We start from the raw sequence: 24,598 nt of genomic DNA on the forward strand, positions 1-24,598 counted from the left end.
TCCACGCTAGGGTCGGATGCCATGAGGCGAGCGACCATCCACGACGTCGCCGCGGCGGCCGGGGTGTCGGTGGCCACGGTGTCGAAGGCCGTGAACGGCCGCTACGGCGTCTCGCCCGAGACCGTCGGGCGCGTGCTCGAGGCCGTGAAAGTCCTCGGGTACGAGTCCAGCCTCGTCGCGAGCAGCATGCGATCGCGCCGGACGGGCGTGATCGGCGTGCTCGTCGCCGACATCGAGCCGTTCTCGGCCGAGATCCTCAAGGGCGTCGGGGGAGCGCTGTCCGACACGGGGTACGACCTGCTCGCGTACACGGGTGCCCGTCGCGACGGCGAGGGGTGGGAGCGCCGTTCGCTCAGCCGGTTGAGCGGCACGCTGATCGACGCCGCGATCATCGTCACCCCGACGGTGGTCAACGTCTCGAGCGAGGTGCCGATCGTCGCGATCGACCCGCACACCGGCCGCGGAGACGTCCCCACCGTGGAATCCGACAGCTACACCGGCGCGCAGCAGGCCGTCCATTACCTCGTGCAACTCGGGCACCGCCGCATCGGTTTCATCGCGGGGCGTCCCGACCTGCGTTCGGCGGTGGCACGCGCGTCGGGCTATCGTGCCGGCCTCGCGGCCGCCGGCATCCCGTTCGACCCCGCGCTGGTGGGGGTCGGTCGTTACGAGCAGGACGTCGCGCGCGAAGCCGCCCACGAGATGCTGGCGCTCGCCGACCCGCCCACGGCGGTGTTCGCCGCGAACGACCTGTCGGCGCTGTCCATCGTCGAGGTCGCGGCCGAGCGCGGCCTGCACGTGCCCGACGACCTGTCGGTGGTCGGTTTCGACGACGTGCCCGAGGCGGCGCGCGCCCAACCTGCTCTCACGACCGTGCGTCAGCCGATGAAGCGGCTCGGCGCCGAGGCCGTGCGCATGGTCCTCGCGCTGCTCGCCGGCGACGACCTGCCCGAGACGCACATCGAGCTGCCCACGCGGCTCGTCGCGCGCGGAACGACCGCGCCCCCGCGCACCCGCTGAGCCGCGCTCCCCGCACCCCTCGTCGAGTGTCCACGACACGCCGCATCCCGCGCGATGGCGCGGCGAGTCCGGGACACTCGACGGGGAGACGCCCGGCGCCACACCGCGCCCCGCGCGCCGCACCACCCCGCGGCTCCGGTACCGTCGAAGAATGCCTACCGCGAGCAGCAAGGACGACGAGGTCGACCTCCTCATCGACGCGTGGTCGCAGTTGCTTCCCGAGGTCGACCTGACGCCCCTCGACGTGATGTCGCGGCTGCGCCGCGCCGCCTTCCACCTGTCGAAGCTGCGCGCGAAGGCGTTCGCGAGCGCCGGAATCGCCGTGTGGGAGTTCGACGTGCTCGCGGTGCTCCGCCGCGCCGGCACCGAACTGAGCGCCACGCGCCTGATCACCGCCACCATGATCGGCAGCGCGGCCATGACCAACCGCCTCGACAAGCTCGCCGACCGCGGTCTCGTGCACCGCCGCCCGAACCCGTCCGACGGGCGGGCGATCCTCGTGGCGATCACCCCCGAGGGGATCGAACGGGTGGATGCCGCGATGACCGAGCTCGTGCGCCTCGAGGCCGAGGCGCTGCGCGACGTCAGTCGCGCCGATCAGGCCCTGCTCGCGAGCGCGCTGCGCGTGCTCGCCGCCGGCGAGACGCACGAGGCGTGATCGACCTCGTCGTCACCCTCGCCCGCCGCCCCGTCGTCCTCGACGGGGGTCTCGGCACCCTCCTCGAGGCGCGGGGCAACGACGTGACGTCGGCGCTGTGGTCGGCGCGGGTGCTGCGGCACGACCCCGCCGAGGTGCGCGCGGCGCACGCGGCTTTCATCGACGCGGGCGCCGAGGTCGTCATCACCGCGTCGTACCAGCTCGGTTTCGCCGGCGAGATCCCGGATGACGACGTCGAGGCGCTCCTGCGCCGTTCGGTGTCGCTCGCCAGAGACGCGGGCGAGGCCGTGGTCGCGGCATCCGTCGGGCCGGTGGGCGCGCTCCGCGCCGACGGCAGCGAGTACACGGGCGCGTACGGTCTGACGCTGGCCGAGCTGCGCCGCGCGCACCGCCGCCGTCTGCACGTGCTCTCCGACGCCGGCGCCGACCTGCTGGCCGTGGAGACGATCCCGTCTCCCCTCGAGGTGGAGGCCCTGGCCCTCGAACTCGCCGACCTCGACGTCCCCGCGTTCGTCAGTCTCTCGGCCGACAGCACCGGGTTCTCGGCAACCGGGTCGCTCGCTGCGGCGCTGCGGACCGCGGCATCCGTCTCCTCCGTCGTCGCGGTGGGCGTGAACTGCTGCGCCCCCGACAGCGTGCCCGGCGCCCTCGCTGCCGCTCCCGGCGTCCCCCTCGTCGTCTACCCCAACACGGGGGAGACGTGGGATGCCGCCACCCGCACCTGGCACGGAGGGGCGGCGCCACTCGCCGACGACGCCCCCTCGTGGGTGTCGGCCGGGGCGCGCCTGGTGGGCGGGTGCTGCCGGTCGATGCCGGCCGACATCGCCGCGATCGCTGCGGCCGTCCGCGGCTGACGGGTCACGACGCGCGGGGTGGGTCGGCGCGCTCCGACAGCAGCGAGAGCTGTGCGGCGCGCCAGCCGTAACCGTCGCGCAGGCGCGAACGCACCGCCGGCAGCGCCGACGGGAGCGACACCTCGACGCCCCGGTAGACGTCGACCGCCGAGGGGTCGACCTCGCGCGCGGCCATGCGCAACTCGGTGAGCAGGGCCAGTAGACCGTCGGCGCCGAGCTCCGTGCGGGCGCGAGGCCAGTCGCCGAACGCGACCCGCGTCCACGTCGAAGTGCGGTCCGGTCCGCCGAGGGCGGGGGAGCGGCGCACGAGGACCACCGCGAGGCCGGTCAGCAGCACCGACGCCGTCGCGGCGACCCCCGTGGCCTCGACGGAGAACAGCATGCGGTCCAGAGGAGTGCCCGCGAGAGGGCTGAGCGACACGGCCACCCGCAGCAGCGAGTACGCGGCGAAGCCTCCCGTCGTCGCCGCCAGCACGATCGCCGAGCGCCGGGGGATGGTGCGCGCCCGCGCGCTGAGCACGGCGCACAGCCCGCACGCCGCGGCGACCGCGAGGATGCGCACCGTGAGCGCCGCCGACGCCTCGAGCGCGGTCGTGGTGATCCCCACGGTGAGCGCGAGGACGACCGCGAACGCTACGAGCGCCCGCACGCGCCGCGACCGGGGCGGGCTCACGGCGATGCAGAGCATCGCGGGGGCGAGGACCATCGCGGTGGAGGCCATCGTCAGGGCGACGGGGCCGCCGCCCTGGAACGCCAGCACGTACATCGCCGTCGAGCCCACGGCCAGCACGCCCGCCATCGAGGTGACCCGGAGGAAGAAGTGCACGGGCACGCGGCTGCCCAGCTGCGGCAGGATCACGCCGATCATGCTCGCACCCAGCGCGACGCACATCACCGCGAGTCCGATCGACAGCACCATGGAGGCCCCCACGGCCATCATGCTCGCTCCGGTGCCCGCCCCGACGTGCGGTGCCCGGGCTTGACGCGGGAGCCCGCGGCTCAGTCGAAGTCCGCGGCGAGGGCGTTGCGGTGGTACTCGAAGATGATGCTCGTGCGGGTGGATGCCACGCTGTGCCGCGCCGAGAGGTGATCGACGACGAAGCGGCGCACCGCCGAAGAGTCGTCCACGGCGATGTGCACGAGGAAGTCGTCGGCGCCGCCCAGGAAGAACAGCTGGATGACGTCGGGGTGGCGGCGGACCTCGTGCGCGAACGCCCGGATGCTCTCCTGTCGTTGGCCGGGTCGCAGCGTCACCCCGACGATCGCCTGGAGCCCGCGTCCGAGCCTGCTCTGGTCGACGGCCGCGTGGAAGCCGGTGATGAGGCCGCGATCGACCAAGGCGCGCAGTCGCGCGTGGGCGGTGGATGCCGCGACCCCCAGCGTCTCAGCGAGGGCGGCGTTCGTCATCCGGGCGTCGGCGGAGAGCAGCTCGATGATGCGGGCGTCGAGCGGGTGGAGATCGTCGTCGGCCATCGCAGATCCTTCGCGTGAGGACTCCCGGCGAGCCCGTCCGCGCCGATGATACGCGTGTTCAGGCGAACTGCACCGAATGATCTGCGGGGAAACACCACGGAAATACATCTTTCTGCGATTCTTCCGGCAACGCTCATTCGCTCGAGGAGGAACCCATGCGCGTCGCCGTGCCGACCGAGATCAAGAACAACGAGAACCGCGTCGCGATGACGCCGGCGGGGGTCGACGCCCTCGTGCACCGCGGACACGAGGTGCTCGTGCAGGCCGGAGCGGGGGAGGGCAGCGGGTTCTCCGACGAGCAGTACACCGCAGCCGGGGCGGAGATCGTCGCGACGGCCGACGAGACGTGGGCGCGCGCCGAACTGCTGGTCAAGGTGAAGGAGCCCATCGCTCCCGAGTACGGCTTCCTCCGTCCCGACCTCACCCTCTTCACCTACCTGCACCTCGCGGCCGACCGCCCCCTCACCGACGCCCTCATGGCGGCGGGCACCACGGCCGTGGCCTACGAGACCGTGCAGACCGCCGACCGCGCCCTGCCGCTGCTCGCGCCCATGAGCGAGGTCGCGGGTCGTCTGTCGATCATCGAGGGCGCGCACCACCTCCTTCGCGCCTCGGGCGGGCGGGGGCTCCTTCCCGGCGGCGTCCCCGGCACCCCGCGCGCGAAGGTCGTCGTCATCGGCGGTGGCGTCGCGGGCGAGCACGCTGCCGCCAACGCCCTCGGTCTCGGCGCGCGCGTCACGGTCGTCGACATCTCCCTGCCGAAGCTCCGTCAGCTCGAGGAGCGCTTCGGCGGAGCGATCGAGACCCGCTCATCGACGCGCCTCGAGATCGCGGAGCAGCTCGCCGACGCCGACCTCGTGATCGGCTCGGTGCTCATCCCGGGAGCGGCCGCGCCCAAGCTCGTGACCGACGACATGGTGGCGGCGATGAAGCCCGGTTCGGTGCTGGTCGACATCGCGATCGACCAGGGCGGTTGCTTCGAGGGGTCGCGCCCCACCACCCACGACGAGCCCACGTTCCGCGTGCACGACGCGCTGTACTACTGCGTCGCCAACATGCCCGGCGCCGTCCCGCACACCTCCACACGCGCGTTGTCCAACGCCACCCTGCCCTATGTCACGCGCATCGCCGACGCCGGCTGGGAGGCCGCGGCATCCGCCGATCCCGCCCTCGCCAAGGGCCTGAACGTGCGCGCGGGCGTCGTGGTGAACGAGGGCGTCCGCGCCGCCTTCGACCTCTGAGCCTCGCGGCGCCTCCGACCCTGATCGAGTGTCCACGACACCCGGACGGATCTCGAAACCGTCCGGGTGTTTCGGACACTCGGCACCCGGCCTTATGCGCGCACGGAGATGGCGGACGCCCGGCAGCTCAGCCGCGCACCCACGCGTACGTGATCTCGGGGCGACCCTGGCCGCCGTAGCGCGGCTCGCGACGGACGCGGCCGACGTCGGCGAGGTGCTCGAGGTAGCGCCGCGCGGTGACCCGCGACATGCCCTCGCTCTCGCCGACCTCGGTCGAGGAGACGGCGCCCGCCGTGGTGCGCACGCGCTCGGCGACGGCCTGCAGCGTGGCGTCGCTGAGGCCCTTCGGCAGGGCGGGGGAGGTGACCGTGCGTAGTGAGCCGAGCAGGGCGTCGACCTCGGACTGCGTGGCGTCGCCCGCCGCACGGTCGAGTCCCTCGACGTAGGCGCGATACCCCTCAAGCCGCTCCCGGAAGGCGCCGAAGGTGAAGGGCTTGATGAGGTACTGCACGACGCCGATCGACACGGCCGCGCGCACGGTCTCCGCATCGCGCACCGCGGTGACGGCGATGATGTCGGCGCGCGAGCCCATCGCGCGTGCCCGCCGCGCGACGTCGAGGCCGGCGCCGTCGGGCATCGTCATGTCCAGCAGCACGAGGTCGATGCGGCGGTCCGGCTCGCTCAGCGCCGTGAGCGCCGCGCGGGCGCCGGCGGCCTGCCCGACCACCTCGAAGCCGGGCACGCGCGCGACGTAGGCGCTGTGCAGCTCGAGCGCGAGGGCGTCGTCGTCCACGACGAGCACGCGGATCACGCGGTCACCGCCTCGGCGACCGCCGGGAGGAAGACGCGGACAGTCGTGGGGTCCGCCCTCACCTGCAGCGTCCCGCCCCGGGCGGCCACGATGTCGCGCACCAGGGCGAGGCCGACGCCCCGACCGCCGGGCGCGTGGGCGGTCTTCGTCGAGGAGCCGAACGCGAACGGATCCTCCAGCGTCGGGTCGAACCCCGCGCCTCCGTCGGACACCTCGATCACGACGTCGTCGCCGTTCTCGCGCAGCGTGGCGCGCACCCAGCGGGGTTCGGCCCCGGCGGCGGCGGCATCGAGGGCGTTGTCGACGAGATTGCCGACGACCGTGACGGCCTCCTCCGGGGCGAGCGGCAGCGAGGGGGTGGGCTCGGCGACGTCGAGGTCGAGCCGCACGCCGCGCTCGGCCGCCTCGTCGAGCTTGCCCAACAGCAGCGCCACCACGATCGCCCCCTCGTCGTGCGACACGAGACGATCCGCCAGCTCCTGGCGTTCCCCGGTGGATGCCACGATCAGGCGCCGCGCATCATCGACGCGGCCCAGTTCGAGCAGCGCGAGCAGTGCGTGCAGGCGGTTGCCGTGCTCGTGCGTCTGCGACCGCAGGGTGTCGCTGAGGGTGCGCACGCCCTCGAGCTCCCCGAGGAGCGCCTGCAGCTCGGACCGATCGCGCAGCGTCATGACCTGTCCGCGGGCGGGAGCGCGGCGGCCGGTGAGGTCGCGCGCCTCCTCCTGGTTGACCAGCAGCACGCGGTCGCCGTTCACGACGGTCTCCTCGACCATGCGGCGTCCCGTCGCGATGGCCTCGGCCAGAGCGGCATCCATATCGGCATCCCGCGGGTCGAGAGAGACCTGCCCGGCCGTCGCCGGGGGAAGACCCAGCAGGTCGGCGGCCTCGTCGTTGTAGAGCACGATGCGCCCGGAGCGGTCGGTGACGACGAGGCCCTCGCGCAGCGAGTGCAGCACGGTCTCGTAGCTCTCGACCAGGCGCGACAGTTCCCCCGGCGTGTACGACCCCGTCACGCGGCGCGCGCTGCGGCGCACGTACAGCGCCCCCAGCACGCCGAGTCCGACGATGGCGGCGGATGCCAGCACGATGAGCGGAGCGCGGGCGGCGATGTCCTGCTGCACGGCGCCGAGGGTGACCCCCACCGAGACGAGGGCGACGATCGCGCCCTCCTCGTCGCCGTTGTCGCGGATCGGCGCGATGGTGCGCACCGACGGGCCGAGCGTGCCCTCGTACACCTCCGTGAACGTCCGACCGGCGAGAGCCTCGTCGCGCGAGCCGATGTACGGCAGGCCGATCTCCGCGCGGTTGCGGTGCGTGAGGCGGATGCCGTCGGGCGTCATGATCGTGACGAACGACACGTCGGTCTCGGCGAGGATCTGCTCGACCATCGGCTGCAGACGCTCGGAGTCGCCGGCGGCGGCGAGGGATGCCACGTCGGGCTCGTGCGCGATCGTCTCGGCGACCGAGCGCGTGACCTTCTCGGCCTCGCGCTGACCGGAATCGCTGAGCTGCACCGACAGCAGCGCGGCGAGGACGCCGGCGACGAGGACGACGACGCCGAGCGACACCAGGGCCAGTCGCCCACCCACGCTCAGTCGCATGTCCACCGCCCTTCGTCGCGCCTGCCGTGAACAATACGACCACAAATCGCCGATCGGTTCGCCCTCGACCACAGTCATGTCATCCACTCCGGCGATCCCGCCGGACAACGAAGACGTTAGGAAAGGGATAGGCGCTGATGGCTCTCTCACTCCGCACCACTCGCGACGGTCGACCGCGTAAGAAGATCGATCGCAACCACTGGCTCTACATCGCCGTCATCGTCGCCGTCGTGGCGGGCGTGATCGTCGGCCTCGTCGCCCCGCAGTTCGCCGTCGGCCTCGAGCCGGTCGGCAAGGGCTTCGTCAACCTCATCAAGATGATGATCGCCCCGGTCATCTTCTGCACGATCGTGGTCGGCATCGGCTCGATCGCGAAGGCCTCGACGGTCGGCAAGATCGGCGGCCTCGCGCTGGGCTACTTCCTCGTGATGTCGACCTTCGCCCTCGGCATCGGCCTGCTCGTCGGCAACATCATCCACCCCGGCGAGGGCCTTAACATCGGCAGCGCGGCGTACGACGCCGTCCCCGAGGCCACCACCACGCAGGACTTCATCCTGGGCATCATCCCGACGACGTTCTTCTCGGCGTTCACCGGCGGCAGCATCCTCCAGGTGCTCTTCATCGCCCTCCTCTGCGGCTTCGCCCTGCAGGGCATGGGCGAGCGCGGGGCCCGCATGGTCGAGGGCATCCGCAACTTCCAGGTGCTCGTGTTCCGCATCCTCGGCATGATCCTGTGGCTGGCTCCCATCGGCGCGTTCGGTGCCATCGCCGCGGTGGTGGGCAAGACCGGCTTCGGCGCCGTCGTCAGCCTCGGCATCCTGATGGGCTCGTTCTACCTCACGTGCTTCCTGTTCATCGCGATCGTCCTCGGCGGACTGCTCTACGCCGTCACGCGGGTCAACATCTTCTCTCTCATGAAGTACCTGGGCCGCGAGTACCTCCTCATCGTCGGCACCTCGTCGTCCGAGGCCGCCCTGCCCCGCCTCATCGCGAAGATGGAGCACCTCGGCGTCTCGAAGCCCGTGGTCGGCATCACCGTCCCGACCGGGTACTCGTTCAACCTCGACGGCACCGCGATCTACCTGACGATGGCCTCGCTGTTCATCGCCACCGCGATGGGCGCGCCGATGTCGATCCCCGAGCAGATCGGTCTGCTGATCTTCATGATCATCGCCTCCAAGGGTGCGGCCGGTGTCACCGGTGCGGGCCTCGCGACCCTCGCGGGCGGCCTGTCGGCCTACCGTCCCGATCTCGTCAACGGCGTCGGCGTCATCGTCGGCATCGACCGCTTCATGTCGGAGGCCCGCGCGGTCACCAACTTCACCGGCAACGCCGTCGCGACCCTCCTCATCGGCGCCTGGACGAAGCAGTACGACGGACAGCGGGTGCGCGAGGTGCTCGCGGGGCAGATCCCCTTCGACGAGACCCTCCTCACCGGCCACGACCACTCGGCGACGCCGGCGGCGGATGCCAAGGAGCAGGCGTCGACCGAGGTCGGCGCCGGCCCCGCGGCCGTCGACACCCAGGCGCTCAACGCCTTCCGCGCACAGGCGGAGGCGGAGGCGGCCGCACGGAGCCGTTCGTGAGTCTTGCGCACATCTCGGCGGGGGCGGCTTCGGCCGCCCCCGCCCCTGCGCGCGTCGAGCTGGCGCGCACGTGGATGCTGCGCTCGCCGCTCGCGGGCGACCTCGAGACCGACGCCGACGTGCTCGTCCTCGATCTGGAGGACGGCCTGCCCGCCGCCCGCAAGGCGGAGGGGCGCGATCGGGCCCGTCGCGCCGCCGCGGAGGCTCCGGTCTGGCTGCGCATCAGCGCCGCCGGGACCCGCGACGGCCAGGCCGACCTGGCGCTCGGTCGCGAGCTCGACGCCCGCCTCGCCGGCGTGGTCCTCGCCATGTGCGCGGGCCCGGCCGATGTCGCGCACGTCGCCGCCTCCCTGCCGGCGGGCACCCCGATCGTCGCGATGGTCGAATCGGCGGCCGCGCTGCTGGAAGCCCCGGCGATCGCCGCGCACCCCGCGACCCGCCGCCTGGCGTTCGGCACCGGCGACTTCCGCCGCGACACCGGCATGTCGGCCGAGCGCATCGCGCTGTCGTGGCCGCGTGCGCAGCTCGTCGTCGCGTCGGCGGCTGCGGGCATCGCGGGCCCCATCGACGGTCCGTGCGGTCCGATCGATCAGGCGCACGACGCGGCACGCCATGCCGCCGCGATGGGTTTCACCGGCACGCTCGCGCTCCAGGATGCCGCGATCCCCGGCGCCCACGCCGGCTTCACACCCGCGCCCGTCGAGGTGGAGGCGGCCCGGTCGCTGCTGTCGACCACTCCCGACGGTCCGGTCGACGGCTCGTACGCACCGACCCTCGCTCGCGCGCGGGCCCTGGTCGCCCGCGCCGAGGCTCTCGCCGCCCTCTGATCAGCGGCGGTCCGCGCCGCCGCCCCGGTGGCTTCGGCGGGCTCAGCCACCTCGCGCCGCCGGTCCTCGCGCCATTCCAGGTCCCTGAGCCTGTGGAAGGGACCGCGACGTCACCGCCCGCGCCGGAACCATCGGCGCCGCGGTGGGGGAGCGGCCACGGCGGCCGCCTCCTCGCGCGCGCGACGTCGATCGTTCCAGGCTGCCACGACGGCATCCACGTCCACCGTGGGCGTCACGACCGGGGGCCCGCCCTGCAGTTGGCGGCGCGCCTCGATCACGCGCCGGTTGAAATCCTCGACCGCCTCGCGCACGTCGGGCTCGCGCGCGATGGCATCCAGGCGTTCGTCCATCTCGGCGTGCTCGACGCGCAGCGTCAGCGCCGGAGGCCCGAGGCCCGTCAGCTGCTCGGTCTCGATCTTGCGGCGGATCCACCAGTCGGGATCGTGCGAGGATCCGAGGTCCAGGGGCTTGCCCGCTCCGGGGAGGTCGTCGAACTCGCCGCGTCGGATCGCCTGCTGGATCGACGTCTCGACGAACGCCGCGCGTTCGGCGGCCGTCGACCCGCGCGCGGGGCCGGTCGGCTCCGCGGGTGCCGGCTCGAGTCCGGCGTCGCGCAGCTCGCGGTCGAGCCGGTAGCGTTCGGCGGCCTGGCGGGCGTCGTCGCTCACGCGGCCTCCCGACCGTCACGCTCCAACCGGGCGAGGCGGTGCCGGGCCATGTCCTGCGCCCGCGGGCCGGAGCCGAGAGCGCGCTCGGTGACGCGCAGGACGAACCGCGTCAGCGCCAGCACCGGCAACGGCCATCGTCGCACGCCGAGCATCTTGCGATACCTCCGCGGGATCGTGGCGACGGCGGCGGCGAACAGCACGCGATACGACAGGCCCATCAAGCCGGGGAACGGCGGCTTGCGCAGGAACCGCACCACCTCGGCGACCCTCTCGTCGCCGCGGAGTTCCCCGCGCTCCCAGAACCCGTCGATCTCGGCGCGCAACGCCGCGCGCGTGCGGGGAGGGTCGACCACCCGCATCAGCCGACCCGCGGTCGCCCAATCGGCGACGTAGGCGTCGGGTCCGCCGGGGATGGGCTTCTTCGACACCTCGTGTCCGGCGAGGAAGGCGTCGGTGAAGGCAAGGTGAACCCACCGCACCAGGTCGGCCGCTTCGGCGGTGTAGGCCCGCTCGCTGCCGTCACCGGCGCGGTACTCGCCTTTCACACGCTGGTGGAACCTGCCGACGCGCCGGGTCTCGGCATCCGCCTGCGTCCGCGAGCCGTAGGTCAGGGTGATGACCCAGCGCACCGTGCCGGTCAGCCGGCCGATGGGATCCTCGCGGTAGCGCGACCAGTCGTGCACGCCCGCGAGCGCACCCGGGTGCAATGCCTGGAGAAGGAGGGCCCGGATGCCGGCGACGAGCGTGCCCATTCCCGCATGCACCGTCCACGCGGGGCCGTTCTCCACGAAGTACCCGGTGTCGTCGCCGTCGGCGATCGCGCGGACGTACGGCGCCATGCCGGTCGGGTCCCCCGCCAGAGCGACGAGGATCTTGCCGCGCAGGCTCGCGATCCAGCCGGGGACGGAGGGGAAGGTCGCGTCGGTCACCGTTCCAGCGTGCCACCGTCTGAGCGGGTGGGCTCGGGAAGAGTTCGACGTCGATGCTTCCCGGAAGGGCGGTCAGTGTCCGTCGTGCGTGACGACCGGCACGGTGCCGTCATCGCGGAGCAGGACGGCATCCTGCGTCGCGCCGAGGGCAGGGGTGACGAGAACGGCGATCACGGCCGCGGCGACGAGCAGTCCCGTGACGCTCATCGGCTGGGCGGTGCGCGTCGCGCGCTGGCCGCGTCGACGCAGATGGATGGCCGAGGTCGCACCCACGACGACGAGCAGCACCGAGCCCGCCGCGACGCCGATGATGCTGGTGTGCGCCGAGGCGACGAACATCAGGGCGGTGGAGAGGGCGATCGCCGACAGGGCGCCCGCGAGGGCGAGGCGCGGGACGACGAGGCGTCCCGTCGACAGGGTCGCGGCCCCCCAGACGAGGGAGGCGAGACCGAGGATCACCATCCCGATCCCGAGGCCCGTTGCGAGGGCCCCGGAATCGGAACGGACGATCGCACCCGCGCCGAGGGCAGCGGTGATGAGGCCGGCCCCCCACGCGGATACGGAGGGCCACGACCGCACGAAGGTCGCGGCGTTCATGTTCAGACCGCCGCGGTGCGGGGGACGTTGCGCTCGGTGCCGAGGCCGACACCCAGCAGCACGACCGCGCTGGCGAGGTGCAGGAAGTGGTCGGCCGTGTTCAGCGCGAGGATGTTGGCGGCCGTGCCGACGAGGAAGAAGCCGACGATACCGAGGAGCAGGTAGACGGCTCCGACGGTGGTGTTGACGCCCTTCGCGGCGCGGGCGTTCGCGAGACCGGCGATCAGCAGCGCGGCACCGATGAGGAGGTGCGCGATGTTGTGCAGCGGGTTGACCGCGAAGATACCGAGCAGAAGCCCGCCCTCGGTCGCGATGAATCCGACGCCGCCCGTGACGGCGAAGCCGAGCAGACCGACGAGCAGGTAGACAGCGCCGAAGACGGTGGCCACGATGCGGTTGGGTGACGAGCTCATGATGAACCTCCCAGATTGTTGGCAGCGACCGTCCGGTCGCTCTCCACCATCTTCGGAGACAATGCGCCGATCGGATTGGGCTTTGCATTCCGGGGCGACGATCGGGTAGAACCCCGGATACGACAGAAGGCCCCCGAGTACTCTCCGAGGCCCTCCGCAACAGAGTCGACCATAGGTCGCGCCCCCACACCGATGATGGGGATTGCAATTCCCGCAGTGTTCACCTAGCTGCGTTTCTGTCACACTCCCCTCATGCGCTTCGAGACGACACTGTCGCAGATGGGGAACAACACCGGCATCGAGGTGCCCCCGGAGGTCATCGAGGCCCTCGGCGGCGGCAAGCGCGCCGCCGTGACGGTCGACGTCGACGGGTACGTCTTCTCGAGCACGATCGGTGCGATGGGCGGTCGCTCGCTCATCCCGTTCTCCGCCGACAAGCGCAAGGCGACGGGCCTTTCGGGTGGGGATGCCATCACCGTCGAGCTGACCCTCGACACGGCGCCCCGCACGACAGAGGTTCCCGACGATCTCGCGACGGCGCTCGCGGAAGCCGGGGTCCGGCCCGCGTTCGACGCCCTCGCCCCCAGCGCGCGCAAGGCGCATGTGACCAACGTGGAGTCGGCGAAGGCTGCCGACACGCGCGCTCGTCGCGTCGCGGCCATCGTGTCGAAGCTGTCCTGACCGCTGAGCGCTGCGCCGTCCGCCCCGGACGATAGCCTGGGAGGGGAGGTCCCGTGGGGCGCACGAAGGAGGCCATCGCCGAAGGGCTGTCGATCGCGACGGCCGCGGCGCGTTTGACCGTGCGCAATCGCATCCTGGTCGACACGATCGCCCGCGGCGGGCAGTTCGACAACGAGGTGTTCGCGGACTTCGCCCGCGACACCCTCCGCTCCCTCGCCGACGAGCAGGACCAAGCGGCCGAGCGGGTGACGCACCAGCGCAAGCGCGCGTGGGGGCGCTTCTCCGACTCCTCGGGCACCCACGACTACCGCGACCGCGACACCCGCAACCTCCGCCGCCGTGCGAAGCAGTCGCGCGGGGTCGCGAAGGAACTGCGCGCTCTCGCCGACGACCCCGATCGCGTGAAGACCCTCGTCGCCGACGCCCGCATCGCCGCGTGGGGCGACGTCGAGGCCAACCTCCGCCAGCGGCTGGACGTCGAGGGGATGACCGCCGACGCCGACCCCGAGTACGCCCAGATGCGCAAGGCGCGCATGGACGCCCTGCGCATGGTCGACCTCGCCCGTCTCGCCTCGCAGGCGAAGCGCCGGGCGAAAGAGCGGCCCGCGGCCGTGGACGACGACGTCGCTGCGCCCGACAAGAGCGCCAAGAGCGACAAGAAGAAGAAGTCCCCCGCGCGCTGACCTCTCGCGACAGGAGCGGAGGGGTAGCCTCGGCGGCGAGCGAGAGGGATGCCATGGCGCAACGGCGGTTCGGACGCACGGCCCGGGTGGCACGACCCGGATACGCCCTGGTCTCGGTGAGCGCGCGCGACGCGAACGGCTTCGTGCACCACTACGACGACATCGAGGCGCCGCTGGGCTCCCTGCACGAAGCGATCGCGATCCTGCAGCTGAACTCGGCCGCCACGGACGCCGCTCACCGGGGCGGCGCCTCGGCCTGACGTCTCGCAGCGCGGCATCCGCGCCCGAGGCACGGTCGGCCCGGCCGGCACGCGCCGAAGCCGACGCGCGCACTCGTCGACGACCTGCGTGGGAAACGGAAAAAGCCCCGGCTCAGAATTTCTTCTCAGCCGGGGCTTGTCACTGTCTCAACACAGTGTGCGCCCGAAGGGACTCGAACCCCTAACCTTCTGATCCGTAGTCAGATGCTCTATCCATTGAGCTACGGGCGCAGGGCCTCCGCGCGAAACGGCGCGCAGGCCGTGGTCAAGCATAGCCGGGACCCCGGGAGACGTCTAATCGGCCCCGAACCACGTGCATCCCGGGCGTGGCGCGGTGATGACCGGCAGGTGTCGAGTCGGCGACGTACGCTGGCGGGATGAGCGCATACACCTCCGCGTTCGAGCTGTTCTCCATCGGGATCGGACCCTCGAGCTCCCACACCGTCGGCCCCATGAGGGCCGCGTTCTCCTTCGCCGCACGACTGCAGGGGAGCGGAGCCCTGGAGCGGGTGGCATTCGTCTCCTGCGCCCTCTACGGCTCGCTGGGCGCGACCGGCATCGGTCACGGCACCCCCGACGCCGTCGTCGCGGGTCTGCAGGGCCTCGAGCCCGAGACCGTGGACCCGGATGCCGTCCGCCGCGCGTGGTCGGACTGGCCGGACGGGCGCCCGCTGGCGCTCGCCGGCACGCACGAGATCCCCTTCGCGAAGACGGACATCGCCCTCGAGCCGCGCACGCGGCTTCCCGGTCATCCCAACGCCATGACCCTCGTCGCGCGCGACCGCGACGGCGGCGTGCTCGTCGAGGAGACGTTCTACTCGATCGGCGGCGGCTTCATCCGCCGTGAGGGCGAACCCGCCCCGGTGGCGGCCGCACCGATGCCGCTCGCCTTCGACGACGCCGCAACGCTCCTCGCCCTGTGCGACGAGCGCGGCATCACGATCGCCGAGGCGGCGCGTCTGAACGAAGAGGCACTGCGCTCCGACGAGGAGATCGCCGCGGGCCTCGACCGCATCTGGGATGCGATGGCGGCCTGCGTCGACGCGGGTCTGCGCAACGACGGCGTGCTTCCCGGCATCCTGAAGGTGAAGCGCCGCGCCGCCGTGATGCGCGAACAGCTGGATGCCATCGAGGCCGACGGGCACCGCGAGCTCCCGGGGGAGTGGCTCGGGGCCTTCGCGCTCGCGGTGAACGAGGAGAACGCCGCGGGCGGGCGGGTGGTCACGGCGCCCACCAACGGCGCAGCGGGAATCCTGCCGGCGGTGGCGATGTACTGGTGGCGGTTCCTCGCGGACTCGGGGCTCGGTGTCGGCAACGCCGTCACGCCGCACGGCGAGCTCGTGGGCAGCGCGTTGCTCGGATACGACGGTCACGCCGTCACCCGCTCCGAGGTCTCGCACTGGGACGACGAGGAGGTCGCCGAGGCGAACCGGAGGCGCGGCATCCGTCGTTTCCTGCTGACGGCCGCCGCGTTGGGCTCGCTGTTCAAGGCGAATGCCTCGATCTCGGGCGCCGAGGGCGGATGCCAGGCCGAGGTCGGATCGGCGTGCGCGATGGCGGCGGGAGGGCTGACGGCGGTCATGGGCGGCACGAACCGGCAGATCGAGAACGCCGCCGAGATCGCCATGGAGCACCATCTCGGCCTCACGTGCGACCCGGTCGGGGGTCTCGTGCAGATCCCGTGCATCGAGCGCAACGCGATCGCCGCCTCGACGGCGGTCACCGCGGCCCGCCTGGCCCTGCGCGGCGACGGTAGTCACTACGTGTCGTTGGACGCGGTGGTCGAGACCATGCGGCAGACCGGCATCGACATGTCGACGAAGTACAAGGAGACGAGCGAGGGCGGCCTCGCGGTCAACGTCATCGAGTGCTGATCCGCTCGATGACGCCGGTCAGTCGCGCAGCTTCGCGGTGAGCGCGCGCAGCTGCGCGAGCTCGTCGTCGGTGAGGCGGGCCATACGGTCGGCGATCGAGCGTCCGTGCGCGGCGGCGAGGCGGCGGAACGTCACGGCGCCCTCCTCGGTGGCGGTGACCAGCGCCCCTCGGCCGTCCTCCGGATCGGCGCACTTCGTGAGCAGGCCTCGCGCGACCATGCGCTCGACCAGACGCGAGACGCTCGGCTGGCTGATGAGCATGTTGCCGGTCACGTCGCGCAGTCGCGCCGTCATGCGCGGCGCGCGCGTGACCGTGAGGAGCACGTCGTACTCGGCCTGGGTGAGCTCTTCGCCCTCGAAATCCGAGCGGATGTCTTCGAACACCTCGTGCTGAGCGCGGAAGAGGCTCTCCCAGGCCTGCACGGCGAGGCGGCGATCGGTCATGCCTTCAGCGTAGAGGGAGCCGGATGCCGCGGACTCGACGTCGACGCCGAGGCTGTGGACAGAGTAAGGGCCGGTCGGAGAGGCTTCCGACCGGCCCTTGTCCCTGCACCAAGAGTGTCCTGCAATCACATGTCGGTAGCTGCCACAGCAAAACAACTACCGTGCGAGCACTCTATAACGGTGAGGTAACGGAGGGGAAGAGGTCGCCGTTATATTTCCGTGACCGATTTGGCGCGACGATCCTGCGGGTCCCGGATGGCCCGTCCCGACGCGATCAGCGTCCGCGCACGTGGTTCCACTGCGTGATGACCTCGGAGCCGTGCTCGAAGCCCAGCTCGCTCACGGCGGAGGTGCCCAGGACGAAGTACCGGCCCCCGGCGGCGGTCAGGCCCAGCCAGGTGCCGGCCAGAGCGCGGAGGAAGTGTCCGTGCGAGAACAGCAGGACCTGCTCACCGGCCCGCACCCGAGGGCGCAGCTCCGCGAGGAGCGATCCCGCCCGTGCAGTGACGTCGGCGACGGACTCGCCCGGGGTCGCGCCGGCGGGCGTTCCCTCCCAGATCGTCCACGGACGGCCGAGCTGTTCCACGATCTCGGGAGTGGTCAGCCCCTCGTAGGCGCCGTAGTCCCATTCGACGAGACGGGCGTCGGTCCGTACGTTGGTGTACCCGGCGCGGGCGGCCGTCTCGACCGCGCGCTGGAGCGGGCTCGACAGGATCAGGTCGTACCGTCGGGTGGCGAGCAGCGTGCCCGCCAGCTCGGCCTTGTAGGCGCCGGTCTCGGTCAGCGGGATGTCGGTCAGGCCGGTGTGCCGTCCGGTGCGGCTCCACGCGGTCTCGCCGTGTCGCACCAGCACGATGCGTCCGTCGGGTTCGGTCAGCTCGTCATCCTTCACGCGTCCATCCTCCCGCTCCTGGGGGAGCCGCCGGCCCGACCGCACGAAGAAGGGCCGGTCGGAGGATTCCCGACCGGCCCTTTCCTGCACCAGAGTGTCCTGCAATCACATGTCGATAGCTGCCACAGCAAAACAACTACCGTGCGAGCACTCTATAACGGTGAGGTAACGGAGCGAAAGAGGATGCCGAGGGACATTCCCGATTCATAGGTATCGTCATCGCCCGGCGGCATCGAGACCCGCCGCCAGATCGGCGAGGAGGTCGTCGGCATCCTCGAGTCCGACCGACAGACGCAGGTGGCCGTAGCGGCGGAACGGCTCCGGGTAGGTCGCGGTACGGGGGCCGTCGGCGGACGTGTGCACGATGAGGCTGTCGTCGTGTCCGAGCGAGAAGCCCGAGGTGATCAGCCGCAGCTCGGACACGAACCTGTTCTGCAGGTCGGGGTCGCCGTCGAGCGCGAAGGCCATCATGCCGCCGTACGCGGCACCGCCGAACTGCCGGCGGGCGAGATCGTGCTGGGGGTGCGAGGCGAGCCCGGGATAGGCGACGAACGCGACGCGCGGGTCGGCCTCGAGCAGCTCGGCGACGCGCTGGGCGGAGGCGAAATGCTGCCTCAGGCGCAGGGGGAGCGTGACCGAACCGCGCGTGATCATCCACGCGTTGAACGGCGAGATGATGCCGCCGACGTCGACCATCGCGTCGGCCTTGATCGGTTCGATGAGCTCCGCCCGACCGATCACCGCTCCGCCCATCGCGTCGCCGTGGCCGTTGATGTACTTCGTCAGCGAATGCACGACGAGGTCCGCGCCGTCGTCGAGCGGCCGGTAGAACGGCGGGGGAGTGAAGGTCGAGTCGACCATCAGCAGAGCCCCGGCTGCGTGGGCGATCTCGGCCAGCAGCGTGATGTCGGCGACCTTCGTGGTGGGGTTGGCGATCGCCTCGACGCACACGAGCCGCGTCTCGGGCCGGATCGCCGCGCGGACGGCATCCGGATCGGTCACGTCGACGAAGGTCGCCTCGATGCCGTAGCGGCCCGGGAGCAGCTCGGTCCACAGGCGCCAGGTGGCCTCGTACACGACGTCGCTCACGACCACGTGGTCTCCCGCGCGCACGTGGGTGAAGAACACCGCGTGCAGGGCGGCGACTCCGGATGCCAGGGCGACGGCGTCCTCGCCGTGCTCCAGCGCGGAGAGCTTGCGCTCGAGCGCCAGCTGATTGACGCCGGTGTTGCGCGTGTACAGGCCCGGGGCGGTGGCCGACCAGCTGATCTCGCTGGGGTCGTCGGGGAGGGCGAACGAGTTCGACATGACGAGCGGTGTGCGCAGCGACCGCGTGCTGTCGAGCTCGATGCCGCCGTGCACGGCCAGACTCGACTCGCCGAGGGTCGGAGCATCGGTGCGGTCGGGGCGCACGGCGGGCATCGGGGAGATCTCGTCGGATGCCGTCATCGTGGCCCCTCTCGCTCTGCGGCGCGGCTCGCGCGCCCCGTCCAGCGTAGTGAGGGCGCGTCGGGGCCCGCCGTCGACTACTGTGACTGCGTCGCCCGGACGCCTCGACGGCTCCGGGCTCGATCATGAATGCGAGCACTCCATGAGTCGTCCCCTCGATTCCTCCCTCGATACGTCCGGCCCCGCCGGCGCACCGCGCCGACTGCGCCGGGCCATGGATGCCCGGCATCTCGTCATGATCGCCCTCGGCGGTGTCATCGGCTCGGGCCTCTTCCTGAGCTCGGGTTACACGATCCACCAGGCCGGCCCCCTCGGTGCGGTGCTGGCCTACCTGCTGGGTGCCTTCGTGGTGTGGTTGGTCATGGTCTGCCTGGGCGAGCTCGCGGTGACCTATCCCGTCTCGGGATCGCTCCACATCTACGCGGCGCGCACGATGGGGCCGGCCACCGGCTTCACCACGGCGTGGCTCTACTGGCTGTGCTGGGTGGTGGCGCTCGGGTCGGAGTTCACGGCATCCGGCATCCTCATGCAGCGATGGTTCCCGAACGTCGAGGTCTGGGTGTGGTGCATCGTGTTCGCCGGCGTGCTGTTCACCCTGAACGCCATCTCGGCGCGCGTGTTCGGGGAGACCGAGTTCTGGTTCGCCCTCATCAAGGTCGTCGCGATCGTCGCGCTCATCGTGCTGGGGACGATGGCGATCTTCGGCTTCACGCCGCTGTCGTCGGAGCCGCACGCGGCGGTCGGCCTCAGCAACTTCGCCACGCCCGACGGGCTGCTGCCCGCGGGTCTCGGAGGCGTGCTCATCACCTCCCTCGCGGTGTTCTACGCCTTCAGCGGCGCCGAGCTCGTCGGCGTCGCGGCGGGCGAGACGAAGGATCCGGGCCGCAACATCCCGCGGGCGCTGCGCTCGACGGTGCTGCGTCTGCTCGTGCTGTTCGTCGGTTCGATCGTCGTCATCGCCGCCCTCCTGCCCTACGAGCAGGCGGGGCTGTCGTCGAGCCCGTTCGTCGATGTCTTCGAGTACGTCGGCGTGCCCTACGCGGCCGACATCATGAATTTCGTCGTCATCACGGCGCTGCTCTCGGTGGGTAACAGCGGGCTCTACTCGTGCGCGCGGATGCTGTTCTCGCTCGCCGAGGAGGGCTACGCGCCGCGCGCCTTCACGCGGCTCACGCGGCGCGGCATCCCGATGGTGGCCCTGCTGGTCAGCCTCGCCATCGGTCTGGTGTCGCTCATTTCGAGCGTCATCGCCGCCGAGACCGTGTACCTCGTGCTCGTGTCGATCGCCGGCTTCGCGGCGGTCGCGGTGTGGATGTCGATCGTCGCCGCGCAGTTCTTCCACCGGCGGCAGTTCGTCCGCGACGGCGGCGACGTCTCCACCCTCGCGTTCCGCACGCCGCTGTACCCGCTCGTGCCCATCCTCGCCTTCGTGCTGCTCACCGCGTCGATCGTGGCGATCGCGTTCGATGAGAATCAGGTCGCGGCGCTGTACTTCGGCATCCCCTTCGTCGGCTTGTGCTACTTGTTCTTCTGGCTGCGCTACGGGCGCAAGGGCGTCACTCCCGTTCGGCGCGACGAAGAGGCACCGCTCGACTGACGCGCTGTACGCGCTGTCCATCCGCTTCGCGTCGGCTCGCCGGGGTGGCGGATGCCGCCGGGCCCGGCCCCGCAGTACCGTCGCTTCACCACGAGCACGCGGAGGACGCATGGACACGGTGGACACCCTCGTCGTCGGGGCGGGCATCTCGGGCCTGGCCGCCGCTCGGCTTCTGGCTCGCCACGGGCATCGGGTGGTCGTGCTCGAAGCGCGCGACCGCGTCGGCGGGCGCGTCTTCACCGACCGAAGCGGAGGGCACGTCACCGATCGCGGCGCGTCGTGGATCCACGGCATCGACGACAGCCCGGTCGCCGAGGCGGCCCGCGCGTTCGGGATGCCGATGGTGGAGTTCACGGTCGGCGGATACCAACCCGATTCTCGTCCGCTGACGTACTTCGACGCCGCCGGGCGCCGTCTCTCCCCGGACGCCGTGCGGCAGTACGCCGACGACATCCGAACGCTGAACGCCGTCCTGGTCGACGTCATCGCCGCGGCCGACGACGATGCGACCTACGGTGAGGTCGTGGAGCGCGCGCTCGCCGCCCAGAGGTGGGACGCCGAACGCGCGGAGCGGGTGCGGGAGTACAACGACCGTCGGGCCCAGGAGCAGTACGGGATCGGCATGCACGGCCTCGGCGCCCACGGGCTCGACGACGACACCGTCAACGGCGACGAGGTGGTGTTCCCGCAGGGCTACGACGAGCTCGCCTCGAACTTCGCCGAGGGGCTCGACGTGCGCCTCGACCACGCGGTCTCGCGCGTGCGGTGGTCGTCGGAGGGAGCCGAGGTGGAGACCGCCCGCGGCACGTTCCGCGCTCGGCACGTCGTGGTCACGGTGCCGGTGGGGGTGCTGCACGCGGGCGGTCTCGTGCTCGAGCCCGCCCTGCCCGCGGCGCACGCCCGCGCGCTCGGCCTTCTGCGCATGAACGCCTTCGAGAAGGTCGTGCTGCGGTTCGCCGAACGGTTCTGGGATGCCGGGGCTTACGGCATCCGCCAGCTCGGCGACGAGGGGGAGTGGTGGCACTCCTGGTACGACCTGGGGCGCCTGCACGACGAACCCGCCCTGCTGACATTCGCGGCGGGTCCTGCCGCCGTCGCCACGCGGGAGTGGAGCGACGACGAGATCGTCGCCTCCACCCTCGCGCAGTTGCGGCGCCTGTACGGTGACGCCGTGGCCGAGCCCGAGAGTGCGATCGTGACCCGCTGGCAGGACGACCCGTTCTCGCGCGGCTCGTACGCCTACATGCTGCCGGGCTCGGTCGGCGCCGACCACGACGACCTCGCCGCACCCCTCGGGGACGGGACACTGCATCTGGCCGGGGAGGCGACGTGGGGAGACGACCCGGCGACGGTTCCCGGCGCCATGCTGTCCGGGCACCGCGCCGCGCAGAACGTTCTGGGCCGCGAGGTGCCGGTCAGCGACCTCTGGGCCTGACGCCGCGGCGCGGGGTCTTTTCGTCGCGGGAGGTCCGGTCGCGGCGGGAGGCCCTCAGCCGCGGGAGGTCCCTCGGCCGCGGGAGGCCTTCGGCCGCGGGAGGTCCCTGAGCCTGTCGAAGGGACCGGAGGCTTCGAGGGGCTCAGCTTCCTGCGGGTACTGGGGCGTCAGCGGGCTCAGCCTCCTGCGGATACTGGGGGCGCCAGCGGGCTCAGCCTGCTCAGCGCGGGTCGGGTCCCGTCGCCACGGGCAGCTCGGCGTGGTTCGACCACTGGCTCCACGATCCCGGGTACAGCCGCGGCTCGAATCCCGCGAGCGTCAGGGCCACGGCCTGGTGCGCCGCCGTCACCCCCGACCCGCAATACACCCCCACGCTCACGCCGTCCTCGGCGCCGAGCATGCGGAAACGCGATCCCAGCTCCTCGCGTGAGCGGAAGCGGCCGTCGTCGCCGATGTTCTCCGTCGTGGGGGCGCTGACCGCCCCGGGCACGTGTCCCGCGCGGGGGTCGATCGGCTCGACCTCGCCGCGGTAGCGCTCGCCGGCGCGCGCGTCGAGCAGGAGTCCCTCGGCGGCGAAGTCGGCGACGTCGTCGAGGTCGAGGACGGGCAGGGCGCCGTACGTCAGTTCGACCGTCCCGGGGGCCGGGGGCGCGGCATCCCCCTCTTCTCGTTCGTACCCGGCGTCGTTCCAGGCCCGCAGGGCCCCGTCGAGGAGGCGGACGTCGGTGAGACCGGCGTAGCGCAGCAGCCACCAGGCCCGGGCGCTCGCCATGTTGTTCGCGTCGTCGTAGACCACGACCGTGTCGCCTGCATCGATCCCCCACCGCCGCGCCGTCGCTTGCAGGTCGTGGACCGAGGGCAGCGGATGCCGGCCCTCGGTCGGCACGCCATGCGCGGCGAGGTCGCGGTCGAGGGCGACGTACTGCGCGCCGGGGACGTGCCCCGCACGATAGTCCGGCCGACCGTCGGGGCGATCGAGCCGCCACCGCACGTCGAGCACGCGCACCGGCCCACCGTCGGGATACGCCCCCGCGGCGAGGGCGGCGTTCAGGTCGGCGGCAGTGGTGAGGATCGATTTCATACGCTCATTCTGACCCCGCGGCTCCGGCCCGGGCGCTGTGCGTGCGGCCGTCCGCCACGCGTGCACGAGCCCGGTCGTGACGGGACGGGATCGGCGCGACGGCGGTCGCCTTCGGCAAGCCCATCGGGGGAGTGCCGACGTAGACGGTCTCGGCCCGGTCGACGACGTACGTCTCGTGCCAGATGCCGACGATGCCGGGGTTCTTCCGCGCTCGACGGTTGAAGCGGGTCCACGCGGGCCGGTGCTCGTGCGACGGCGCCGAGGCGTAGGCGTAGAGCTTGTCGAGCGACGACCAGTACTGCACGAGGTAGGGGCCGCGCGATCCGAGCAGCATCGTGAAGCCCATCAGACCCGAATCGGGGTCGACGCTGAGTTCGCGCAGCATCCTGGGCATGTCGCCCATCAACGGCATCCACTGGTCGACGCGCCACCAGCGGTTGACGGTCATGCCGATGTGGAAGACGACCAGTTCGTCGTCCCAGAGGTGGGTCATCCGACCCTGATTGATGGATGCCATGGCTCGTCCTCACTGGATAGTGTCACTATCCAGTGTTGGATAGTCTTGCTATCGAGTCAAGGGGGCAGTGTGCGGATCTCAGAACTGGCGACGCGCAGCGGCGTCCCCGTCGCCACGATCAAGTACTACCTGCGCGAGAAGCTCCTGCCCGAGGGAGAGCGGTCCTCCCCTACGCAGGCCGCCTACGGCGAGGCGCACGTGCAGCGCCTCGGCGTCATCCGCGCCCTCGTCGACGCGGGCGTGGGGATCGCGGGCGTGCGCAAAGTGGTCGCGGTCCTCGAGGAGCCGCCCGAGAACCCGTACGACCTCCTCGGTGCGGCCAACGCCGCTGTGACGCCCGCGGTCTCCACCGATCTCGACCTCACCGCGGCGTTCGCGCTGCTGGATCGCATGGGCGGCGCGCCGCAGCACTGTTTCCCCGAGCAGATCGCCGCGGTCGCGCACGCCCTCGCGACTCTCGATCGAGCGGGGTTCACGGTGCCGGACGCGGTCATGGACGCCTACCTCGAGCACCTCGGTGCGCTTGCCGAGGCCGAGCTCGCGGCGACTCCCGACACCTCGATCGAGGACGCCGTGCGCTACGTGGTGCTGGGCACGGCGCTCGTCGAGCCGCTCATCCTGGCGCTCCGTCGCGTCGCCGAGCAGGTGGCCGCCTCGCGACGCTTCGGCTCCGGCGCCCCTTAGGCGCGCGGATTCGACGCGGCGCCGTCGAGCCAGAGCTCGTCTGTCGCGTCGCCGTGCGGACCGGGGCGGCCGACGTGCGCGTCGCTGATCTTCGGACCCTTCGTGATCACGTGGACCAGCGCCATCCCATGACCACGACCGAGGTCGTAGTCGTCCTTCAGCCACTGCAGGATGGGGCCGGCCTTGGTGCCGGGCCCGAAGCCGCGCTCGTCGGCGAGCGAGAGGAACTGGCGCGGGGTGAGCCCGGTCTTGGTCTCGATGTTGTCGAGGTACGCCTGGAACGACATGACGCGAGGCTAGCGTCGCCGTCCCGACCACGTCCA

At 71.7% G+C, this 24,598-nt stretch carries 27 protein-coding genes and 1 tRNA gene; 13 read left to right on the plus strand and 15 right to left on the minus strand.

Annotated features, from left to right (window positions below; genetic code table 11):
• Nucleotides 1-21 precede the first annotated feature (21 nt).
• From AB0N80_RS06465 to mmuM, 3 genes are all read left to right on the plus strand, one after another.
• Nucleotides 22-1,020: a LacI family DNA-binding transcriptional regulator gene (locus tag AB0N80_RS06465; RefSeq protein ID WP_315995184.1), complete on the plus strand. Its 999-nt coding sequence runs from the start codon at nucleotides 22-24 to the stop codon at nucleotides 1,018-1,020.
• Between the two features lie 151 nt (nucleotides 1,021-1,171).
• Nucleotides 1,172-1,678 carry a MarR family transcriptional regulator gene (locus AB0N80_RS06470; RefSeq protein WP_315995183.1) on the plus strand — a complete coding sequence of 169 codons (507 nt, stop codon included), beginning with the start codon at nucleotides 1,172-1,174 and terminating at the stop codon, nucleotides 1,676-1,678.
• Nucleotides 1,675-2,532 (plus strand): homocysteine S-methyltransferase, encoded by an 858-nt coding sequence (mmuM, locus tag AB0N80_RS06475; protein ID WP_363578238.1) that lies wholly within the window; start codon nucleotides 1,675-1,677, stop codon nucleotides 2,530-2,532. Before AB0N80_RS06470 ends, mmuM begins: the two co-directional genes overlap by 4 nt.
• Before the next feature lie 4 nt (nucleotides 2,533-2,536).
• Here mmuM and AB0N80_RS06480 read toward each other — a convergent pair whose 3' ends face one another.
• Nucleotides 2,537-3,463, minus strand: a complete 927-nt coding sequence (locus AB0N80_RS06480; RefSeq protein WP_363578239.1) for a hypothetical protein — start codon at nucleotides 3,461-3,463, stop codon at nucleotides 2,537-2,539.
• A gap of 68 nt (nucleotides 3,464-3,531) precedes the next feature.
• Nucleotides 3,532-4,005, minus strand: a complete 474-nt coding sequence (locus AB0N80_RS06485) for an Lrp/AsnC family transcriptional regulator (RefSeq protein ID WP_315995180.1) — start codon at nucleotides 4,003-4,005, stop codon at nucleotides 3,532-3,534.
• Nucleotides 4,006-4,160: 155 nt separating this feature from the next.
• Between AB0N80_RS06485 and ald the strand changes: the two genes are divergently transcribed.
• A complete protein-coding gene (ald, locus tag AB0N80_RS06490) occupies nucleotides 4,161-5,246 on the plus strand; it encodes an alanine dehydrogenase (protein ID WP_363578240.1) in 1,086 nt (361 codons plus the stop codon).
• Nucleotides 5,247-5,373: 127 nt separating this feature from the next.
• Here the strand turns inward: ald and AB0N80_RS06495 are convergent, their stop codons facing one another.
• Both AB0N80_RS06495 and AB0N80_RS06500 read right to left on the minus strand, forming a co-directional pair.
• Nucleotides 5,374-6,057, minus strand: a complete 684-nt coding sequence (locus AB0N80_RS06495; protein ID WP_315995178.1) for a response regulator — start codon at nucleotides 6,055-6,057, stop codon at nucleotides 5,374-5,376.
• Nucleotides 6,054-7,736: an ATP-binding protein gene (locus AB0N80_RS06500; RefSeq protein ID WP_363578636.1), complete on the minus strand. Its 1,683-nt coding sequence runs from the start codon at nucleotides 7,734-7,736 to the stop codon at nucleotides 6,054-6,056. The genes AB0N80_RS06495 and AB0N80_RS06500 overlap by 4 nt, the downstream gene beginning before the upstream one ends.
• Nucleotides 7,737-7,795: 59 nt before the next feature.
• Between AB0N80_RS06500 and AB0N80_RS06505 the strand changes: the two genes are divergently transcribed.
• The gene (locus tag AB0N80_RS06505) at nucleotides 7,796-9,244 is read left to right on the plus strand and encodes a cation:dicarboxylase symporter family transporter (RefSeq protein WP_315995177.1); all 1,449 of its coding nucleotides are present in this window, start codon (nucleotides 7,796-7,798) and stop codon (nucleotides 9,242-9,244) included.
• Nucleotides 9,241-10,071, plus strand: a complete 831-nt coding sequence (locus AB0N80_RS06510; RefSeq protein ID WP_363578241.1) for an aldolase/citrate lyase family protein — start codon at nucleotides 9,241-9,243, stop codon at nucleotides 10,069-10,071. The genes AB0N80_RS06505 and AB0N80_RS06510 overlap by 4 nt, the downstream gene beginning before the upstream one ends.
• 110 nt (nucleotides 10,072-10,181) lie before the next feature.
• Here the strand turns inward: AB0N80_RS06510 and AB0N80_RS06515 are convergent, their stop codons facing one another.
• From AB0N80_RS06515 to AB0N80_RS06530, 4 genes are all read right to left on the minus strand, one after another.
• Entirely contained in the window at nucleotides 10,182-10,739 is a 558-nt protein-coding gene (locus AB0N80_RS06515; RefSeq protein WP_363390976.1) for a DUF1992 domain-containing protein, read from the minus strand.
• The gene (locus AB0N80_RS06520; protein ID WP_363578242.1) at nucleotides 10,736-11,668 is read right to left on the minus strand and encodes an oxygenase MpaB family protein; all 933 of its coding nucleotides are present in this window, start codon (nucleotides 11,666-11,668) and stop codon (nucleotides 10,736-10,738) included. Before AB0N80_RS06520 ends, AB0N80_RS06515 begins: the two co-directional genes overlap by 4 nt.
• Before the next feature lie 72 nt (nucleotides 11,669-11,740).
• Nucleotides 11,741-12,265: a hypothetical protein gene (locus tag AB0N80_RS06525; protein ID WP_315995173.1), complete on the minus strand. Its 525-nt coding sequence runs from the start codon at nucleotides 12,263-12,265 to the stop codon at nucleotides 11,741-11,743.
• Between the two features lie 2 nt (nucleotides 12,266-12,267).
• On the minus strand, nucleotides 12,268-12,678 hold the full coding sequence (locus AB0N80_RS06530; protein ID WP_315995172.1) for a DUF4383 domain-containing protein: 411 nt from the start codon (nucleotides 12,676-12,678) through the stop codon (nucleotides 12,268-12,270).
• 252 nt (nucleotides 12,679-12,930) lie between these two features.
• Between AB0N80_RS06530 and AB0N80_RS06535 the strand changes: the two genes are divergently transcribed.
• From AB0N80_RS06535 to AB0N80_RS06545, 3 genes are read left to right on the plus strand one after another with little or no spacing between them, the layout of a single operon-like run.
• The gene (locus AB0N80_RS06535) at nucleotides 12,931-13,359 is read left to right on the plus strand and encodes a YdeI/OmpD-associated family protein (RefSeq protein ID WP_315995171.1); all 429 of its coding nucleotides are present in this window, start codon (nucleotides 12,931-12,933) and stop codon (nucleotides 13,357-13,359) included.
• Between the two features lie 53 nt (nucleotides 13,360-13,412).
• Nucleotides 13,413-14,042, plus strand: coding sequence for an asparagine synthase (locus AB0N80_RS06540; protein WP_315995170.1), 630 nt, complete (start codon nucleotides 13,413-13,415; stop codon nucleotides 14,040-14,042).
• Nucleotides 14,043-14,095: 53 nt separating this feature from the next.
• Nucleotides 14,096-14,302: a hypothetical protein gene (locus AB0N80_RS06545; protein ID WP_363390967.1), complete on the plus strand. Its 207-nt coding sequence runs from the start codon at nucleotides 14,096-14,098 to the stop codon at nucleotides 14,300-14,302.
• A 158-nt stretch (nucleotides 14,303-14,460) separates the two neighbouring features.
• On the opposite strand, the gene AB0N80_RS06550 is transcribed toward AB0N80_RS06545, so the two are convergent.
• Nucleotides 14,461-14,533: transfer RNA gene (locus AB0N80_RS06550), tRNA-Arg, on the minus strand.
• Between the two features lie 146 nt (nucleotides 14,534-14,679).
• Between AB0N80_RS06550 and AB0N80_RS06555 the strand changes: the two genes are divergently transcribed.
• Nucleotides 14,680-16,176, plus strand: coding sequence for an L-serine ammonia-lyase, iron-sulfur-dependent, subunit alpha (locus AB0N80_RS06555; protein ID WP_363578243.1), 1,497 nt, complete (start codon nucleotides 14,680-14,682; stop codon nucleotides 16,174-16,176).
• 18 nt (nucleotides 16,177-16,194) lie between these two features.
• Here AB0N80_RS06555 and AB0N80_RS06560 read toward each other — a convergent pair whose 3' ends face one another.
• The 3 genes from AB0N80_RS06560 to AB0N80_RS06570 all read right to left on the minus strand — a co-directional run bounded on the left by AB0N80_RS06560 (nucleotide 16,195) and on the right by AB0N80_RS06570 (nucleotide 18,961).
• On the minus strand, nucleotides 16,195-16,620 hold the full coding sequence (locus AB0N80_RS06560; protein ID WP_315995167.1) for a MarR family transcriptional regulator: 426 nt from the start codon (nucleotides 16,618-16,620) through the stop codon (nucleotides 16,195-16,197).
• A gap of 274 nt (nucleotides 16,621-16,894) precedes the next feature.
• Nucleotides 16,895-17,512 carry a histidine phosphatase family protein gene (locus AB0N80_RS06565; RefSeq protein WP_363578244.1) on the minus strand — a complete coding sequence of 206 codons (618 nt, stop codon included), beginning with the start codon at nucleotides 17,510-17,512 and terminating at the stop codon, nucleotides 16,895-16,897.
• 216 nt (nucleotides 17,513-17,728) lie between these two features.
• Nucleotides 17,729-18,961 carry an aminotransferase class V-fold PLP-dependent enzyme gene (locus AB0N80_RS06570; protein ID WP_363578245.1) on the minus strand — a complete coding sequence of 411 codons (1,233 nt, stop codon included), beginning with the start codon at nucleotides 18,959-18,961 and terminating at the stop codon, nucleotides 17,729-17,731.
• A gap of 142 nt (nucleotides 18,962-19,103) precedes the next feature.
• On the opposite strand from AB0N80_RS06570, the gene AB0N80_RS06575 reads away from it, so the two are divergent.
• Both AB0N80_RS06575 and AB0N80_RS06580 read left to right on the plus strand, forming a co-directional pair.
• Nucleotides 19,104-20,558 (plus strand): amino acid permease, encoded by a 1,455-nt coding sequence (locus AB0N80_RS06575; RefSeq protein ID WP_315995164.1) that lies wholly within the window; start codon nucleotides 19,104-19,106, stop codon nucleotides 20,556-20,558.
• 109 nt (nucleotides 20,559-20,667) lie between these two features.
• Nucleotides 20,668-21,993, plus strand: a complete 1,326-nt coding sequence (locus AB0N80_RS06580) for an NAD(P)/FAD-dependent oxidoreductase (RefSeq protein WP_315995163.1) — start codon at nucleotides 20,668-20,670, stop codon at nucleotides 21,991-21,993.
• Between the two features lie 220 nt (nucleotides 21,994-22,213).
• On the opposite strand, the gene AB0N80_RS06585 is transcribed toward AB0N80_RS06580, so the two are convergent.
• Both AB0N80_RS06585 and AB0N80_RS06590 read right to left on the minus strand, forming a co-directional pair.
• Nucleotides 22,214-23,074 carry a sulfurtransferase gene (locus tag AB0N80_RS06585; protein ID WP_363578246.1) on the minus strand — a complete coding sequence of 287 codons (861 nt, stop codon included), beginning with the start codon at nucleotides 23,072-23,074 and terminating at the stop codon, nucleotides 22,214-22,216.
• Between the two features lie 4 nt (nucleotides 23,075-23,078).
• Complete coding sequence (locus AB0N80_RS06590; RefSeq protein ID WP_363578247.1) at nucleotides 23,079-23,591, minus strand: DUF4188 domain-containing protein; 513 nt, start codon at nucleotides 23,589-23,591, stop codon at nucleotides 23,079-23,081.
• 69 nt (nucleotides 23,592-23,660) lie between these two features.
• On the opposite strand from AB0N80_RS06590, the gene AB0N80_RS06595 reads away from it, so the two are divergent.
• Entirely contained in the window at nucleotides 23,661-24,275 is a 615-nt protein-coding gene (locus AB0N80_RS06595) for a MerR family transcriptional regulator (protein WP_363578248.1), read from the plus strand.
• Here the strand turns inward: AB0N80_RS06595 and AB0N80_RS06600 are convergent.
• Nucleotides 24,272-24,562 carry a DUF4287 domain-containing protein gene (locus tag AB0N80_RS06600; RefSeq protein ID WP_363578249.1) on the minus strand — a complete coding sequence of 97 codons (291 nt, stop codon included), beginning with the start codon at nucleotides 24,560-24,562 and terminating at the stop codon, nucleotides 24,272-24,274. The two genes, AB0N80_RS06595 and AB0N80_RS06600, sit on opposite strands and share 4 nt — an antisense overlap.
• Nucleotides 24,563-24,598 lie beyond the last annotated feature (36 nt).

Source organism: Microbacterium sp. NPDC089188 (genome assembly GCF_040685155.1).
GTDB lineage: Bacteria > Actinomycetota > Actinomycetes > Actinomycetales > Microbacteriaceae > Microbacterium > Microbacterium galbum.

Coding starts and splice junctions, on each gene's coding strand:
- AB0N80_RS06560 (WP_315995167.1), bottom strand. CDS start 16,620: ATGACCGATCGCCGCCTCGCCGTGCAGGCCTGGGAGAGCCTCTTCCGC.
- AB0N80_RS06470 (WP_315995183.1), top strand. CDS start 1,172: ATGCCTACCGCGAGCAGCAAGGACGACGAGGTCGACCTCCTCATCGAC.
- AB0N80_RS06555 (WP_363578243.1), top strand. CDS start 14,680: ATGAGCGCATACACCTCCGCGTTCGAGCTGTTCTCCATCGGGATCGGA.
- AB0N80_RS06530 (WP_315995172.1), bottom strand. CDS start 12,678: ATGAGCTCGTCACCCAACCGCATCGTGGCCACCGTCTTCGGCGCTGTC.
- AB0N80_RS06545 (WP_363390967.1), top strand. CDS start 14,096: ATGGCGCAACGGCGGTTCGGACGCACGGCCCGGGTGGCACGACCCGGA.
- AB0N80_RS06580 (WP_315995163.1), top strand. CDS start 20,668: ATGGACACGGTGGACACCCTCGTCGTCGGGGCGGGCATCTCGGGCCTG.
- AB0N80_RS06590 (WP_363578247.1), bottom strand. CDS start 23,591: ATGGCATCCATCAATCAGGGTCGGATGACCCACCTCTGGGACGACGAA.
- AB0N80_RS06465 (WP_315995184.1), top strand. CDS start 22: ATGAGGCGAGCGACCATCCACGACGTCGCCGCGGCGGCCGGGGTGTCG.
- AB0N80_RS06570 (WP_363578245.1), bottom strand. CDS start 18,961: ATGACGGCATCCGACGAGATCTCCCCGATGCCCGCCGTGCGCCCCGAC.
- AB0N80_RS06535 (WP_315995171.1), top strand. CDS start 12,931: ATGCGCTTCGAGACGACACTGTCGCAGATGGGGAACAACACCGGCATC.
- AB0N80_RS06525 (WP_315995173.1), bottom strand. CDS start 12,265: ATGAACGCCGCGACCTTCGTGCGGTCGTGGCCCTCCGTATCCGCGTGG.
- AB0N80_RS06485 (WP_315995180.1), bottom strand. CDS start 4,005: ATGGCCGACGACGATCTCCACCCGCTCGACGCCCGCATCATCGAGCTG.
- AB0N80_RS06575 (WP_315995164.1), top strand. CDS start 19,104: ATGAGTCGTCCCCTCGATTCCTCCCTCGATACGTCCGGCCCCGCCGGC.
- AB0N80_RS06585 (WP_363578246.1), bottom strand. CDS start 23,074: ATGAAATCGATCCTCACCACTGCCGCCGACCTGAACGCCGCCCTCGCC.
- AB0N80_RS06505 (WP_315995177.1), top strand. CDS start 7,796: ATGGCTCTCTCACTCCGCACCACTCGCGACGGTCGACCGCGTAAGAAG.
- AB0N80_RS06500 (WP_363578636.1), bottom strand. CDS start 7,736: ATGACTGTGGTCGAGGGCGAACCGATCGGCGATTTGTGGTCGTATTGT.
- ald (WP_363578240.1), top strand. CDS start 4,161: ATGCGCGTCGCCGTGCCGACCGAGATCAAGAACAACGAGAACCGCGTC.
- AB0N80_RS06600 (WP_363578249.1), bottom strand. CDS start 24,562: ATGTCGTTCCAGGCGTACCTCGACAACATCGAGACCAAGACCGGGCTC.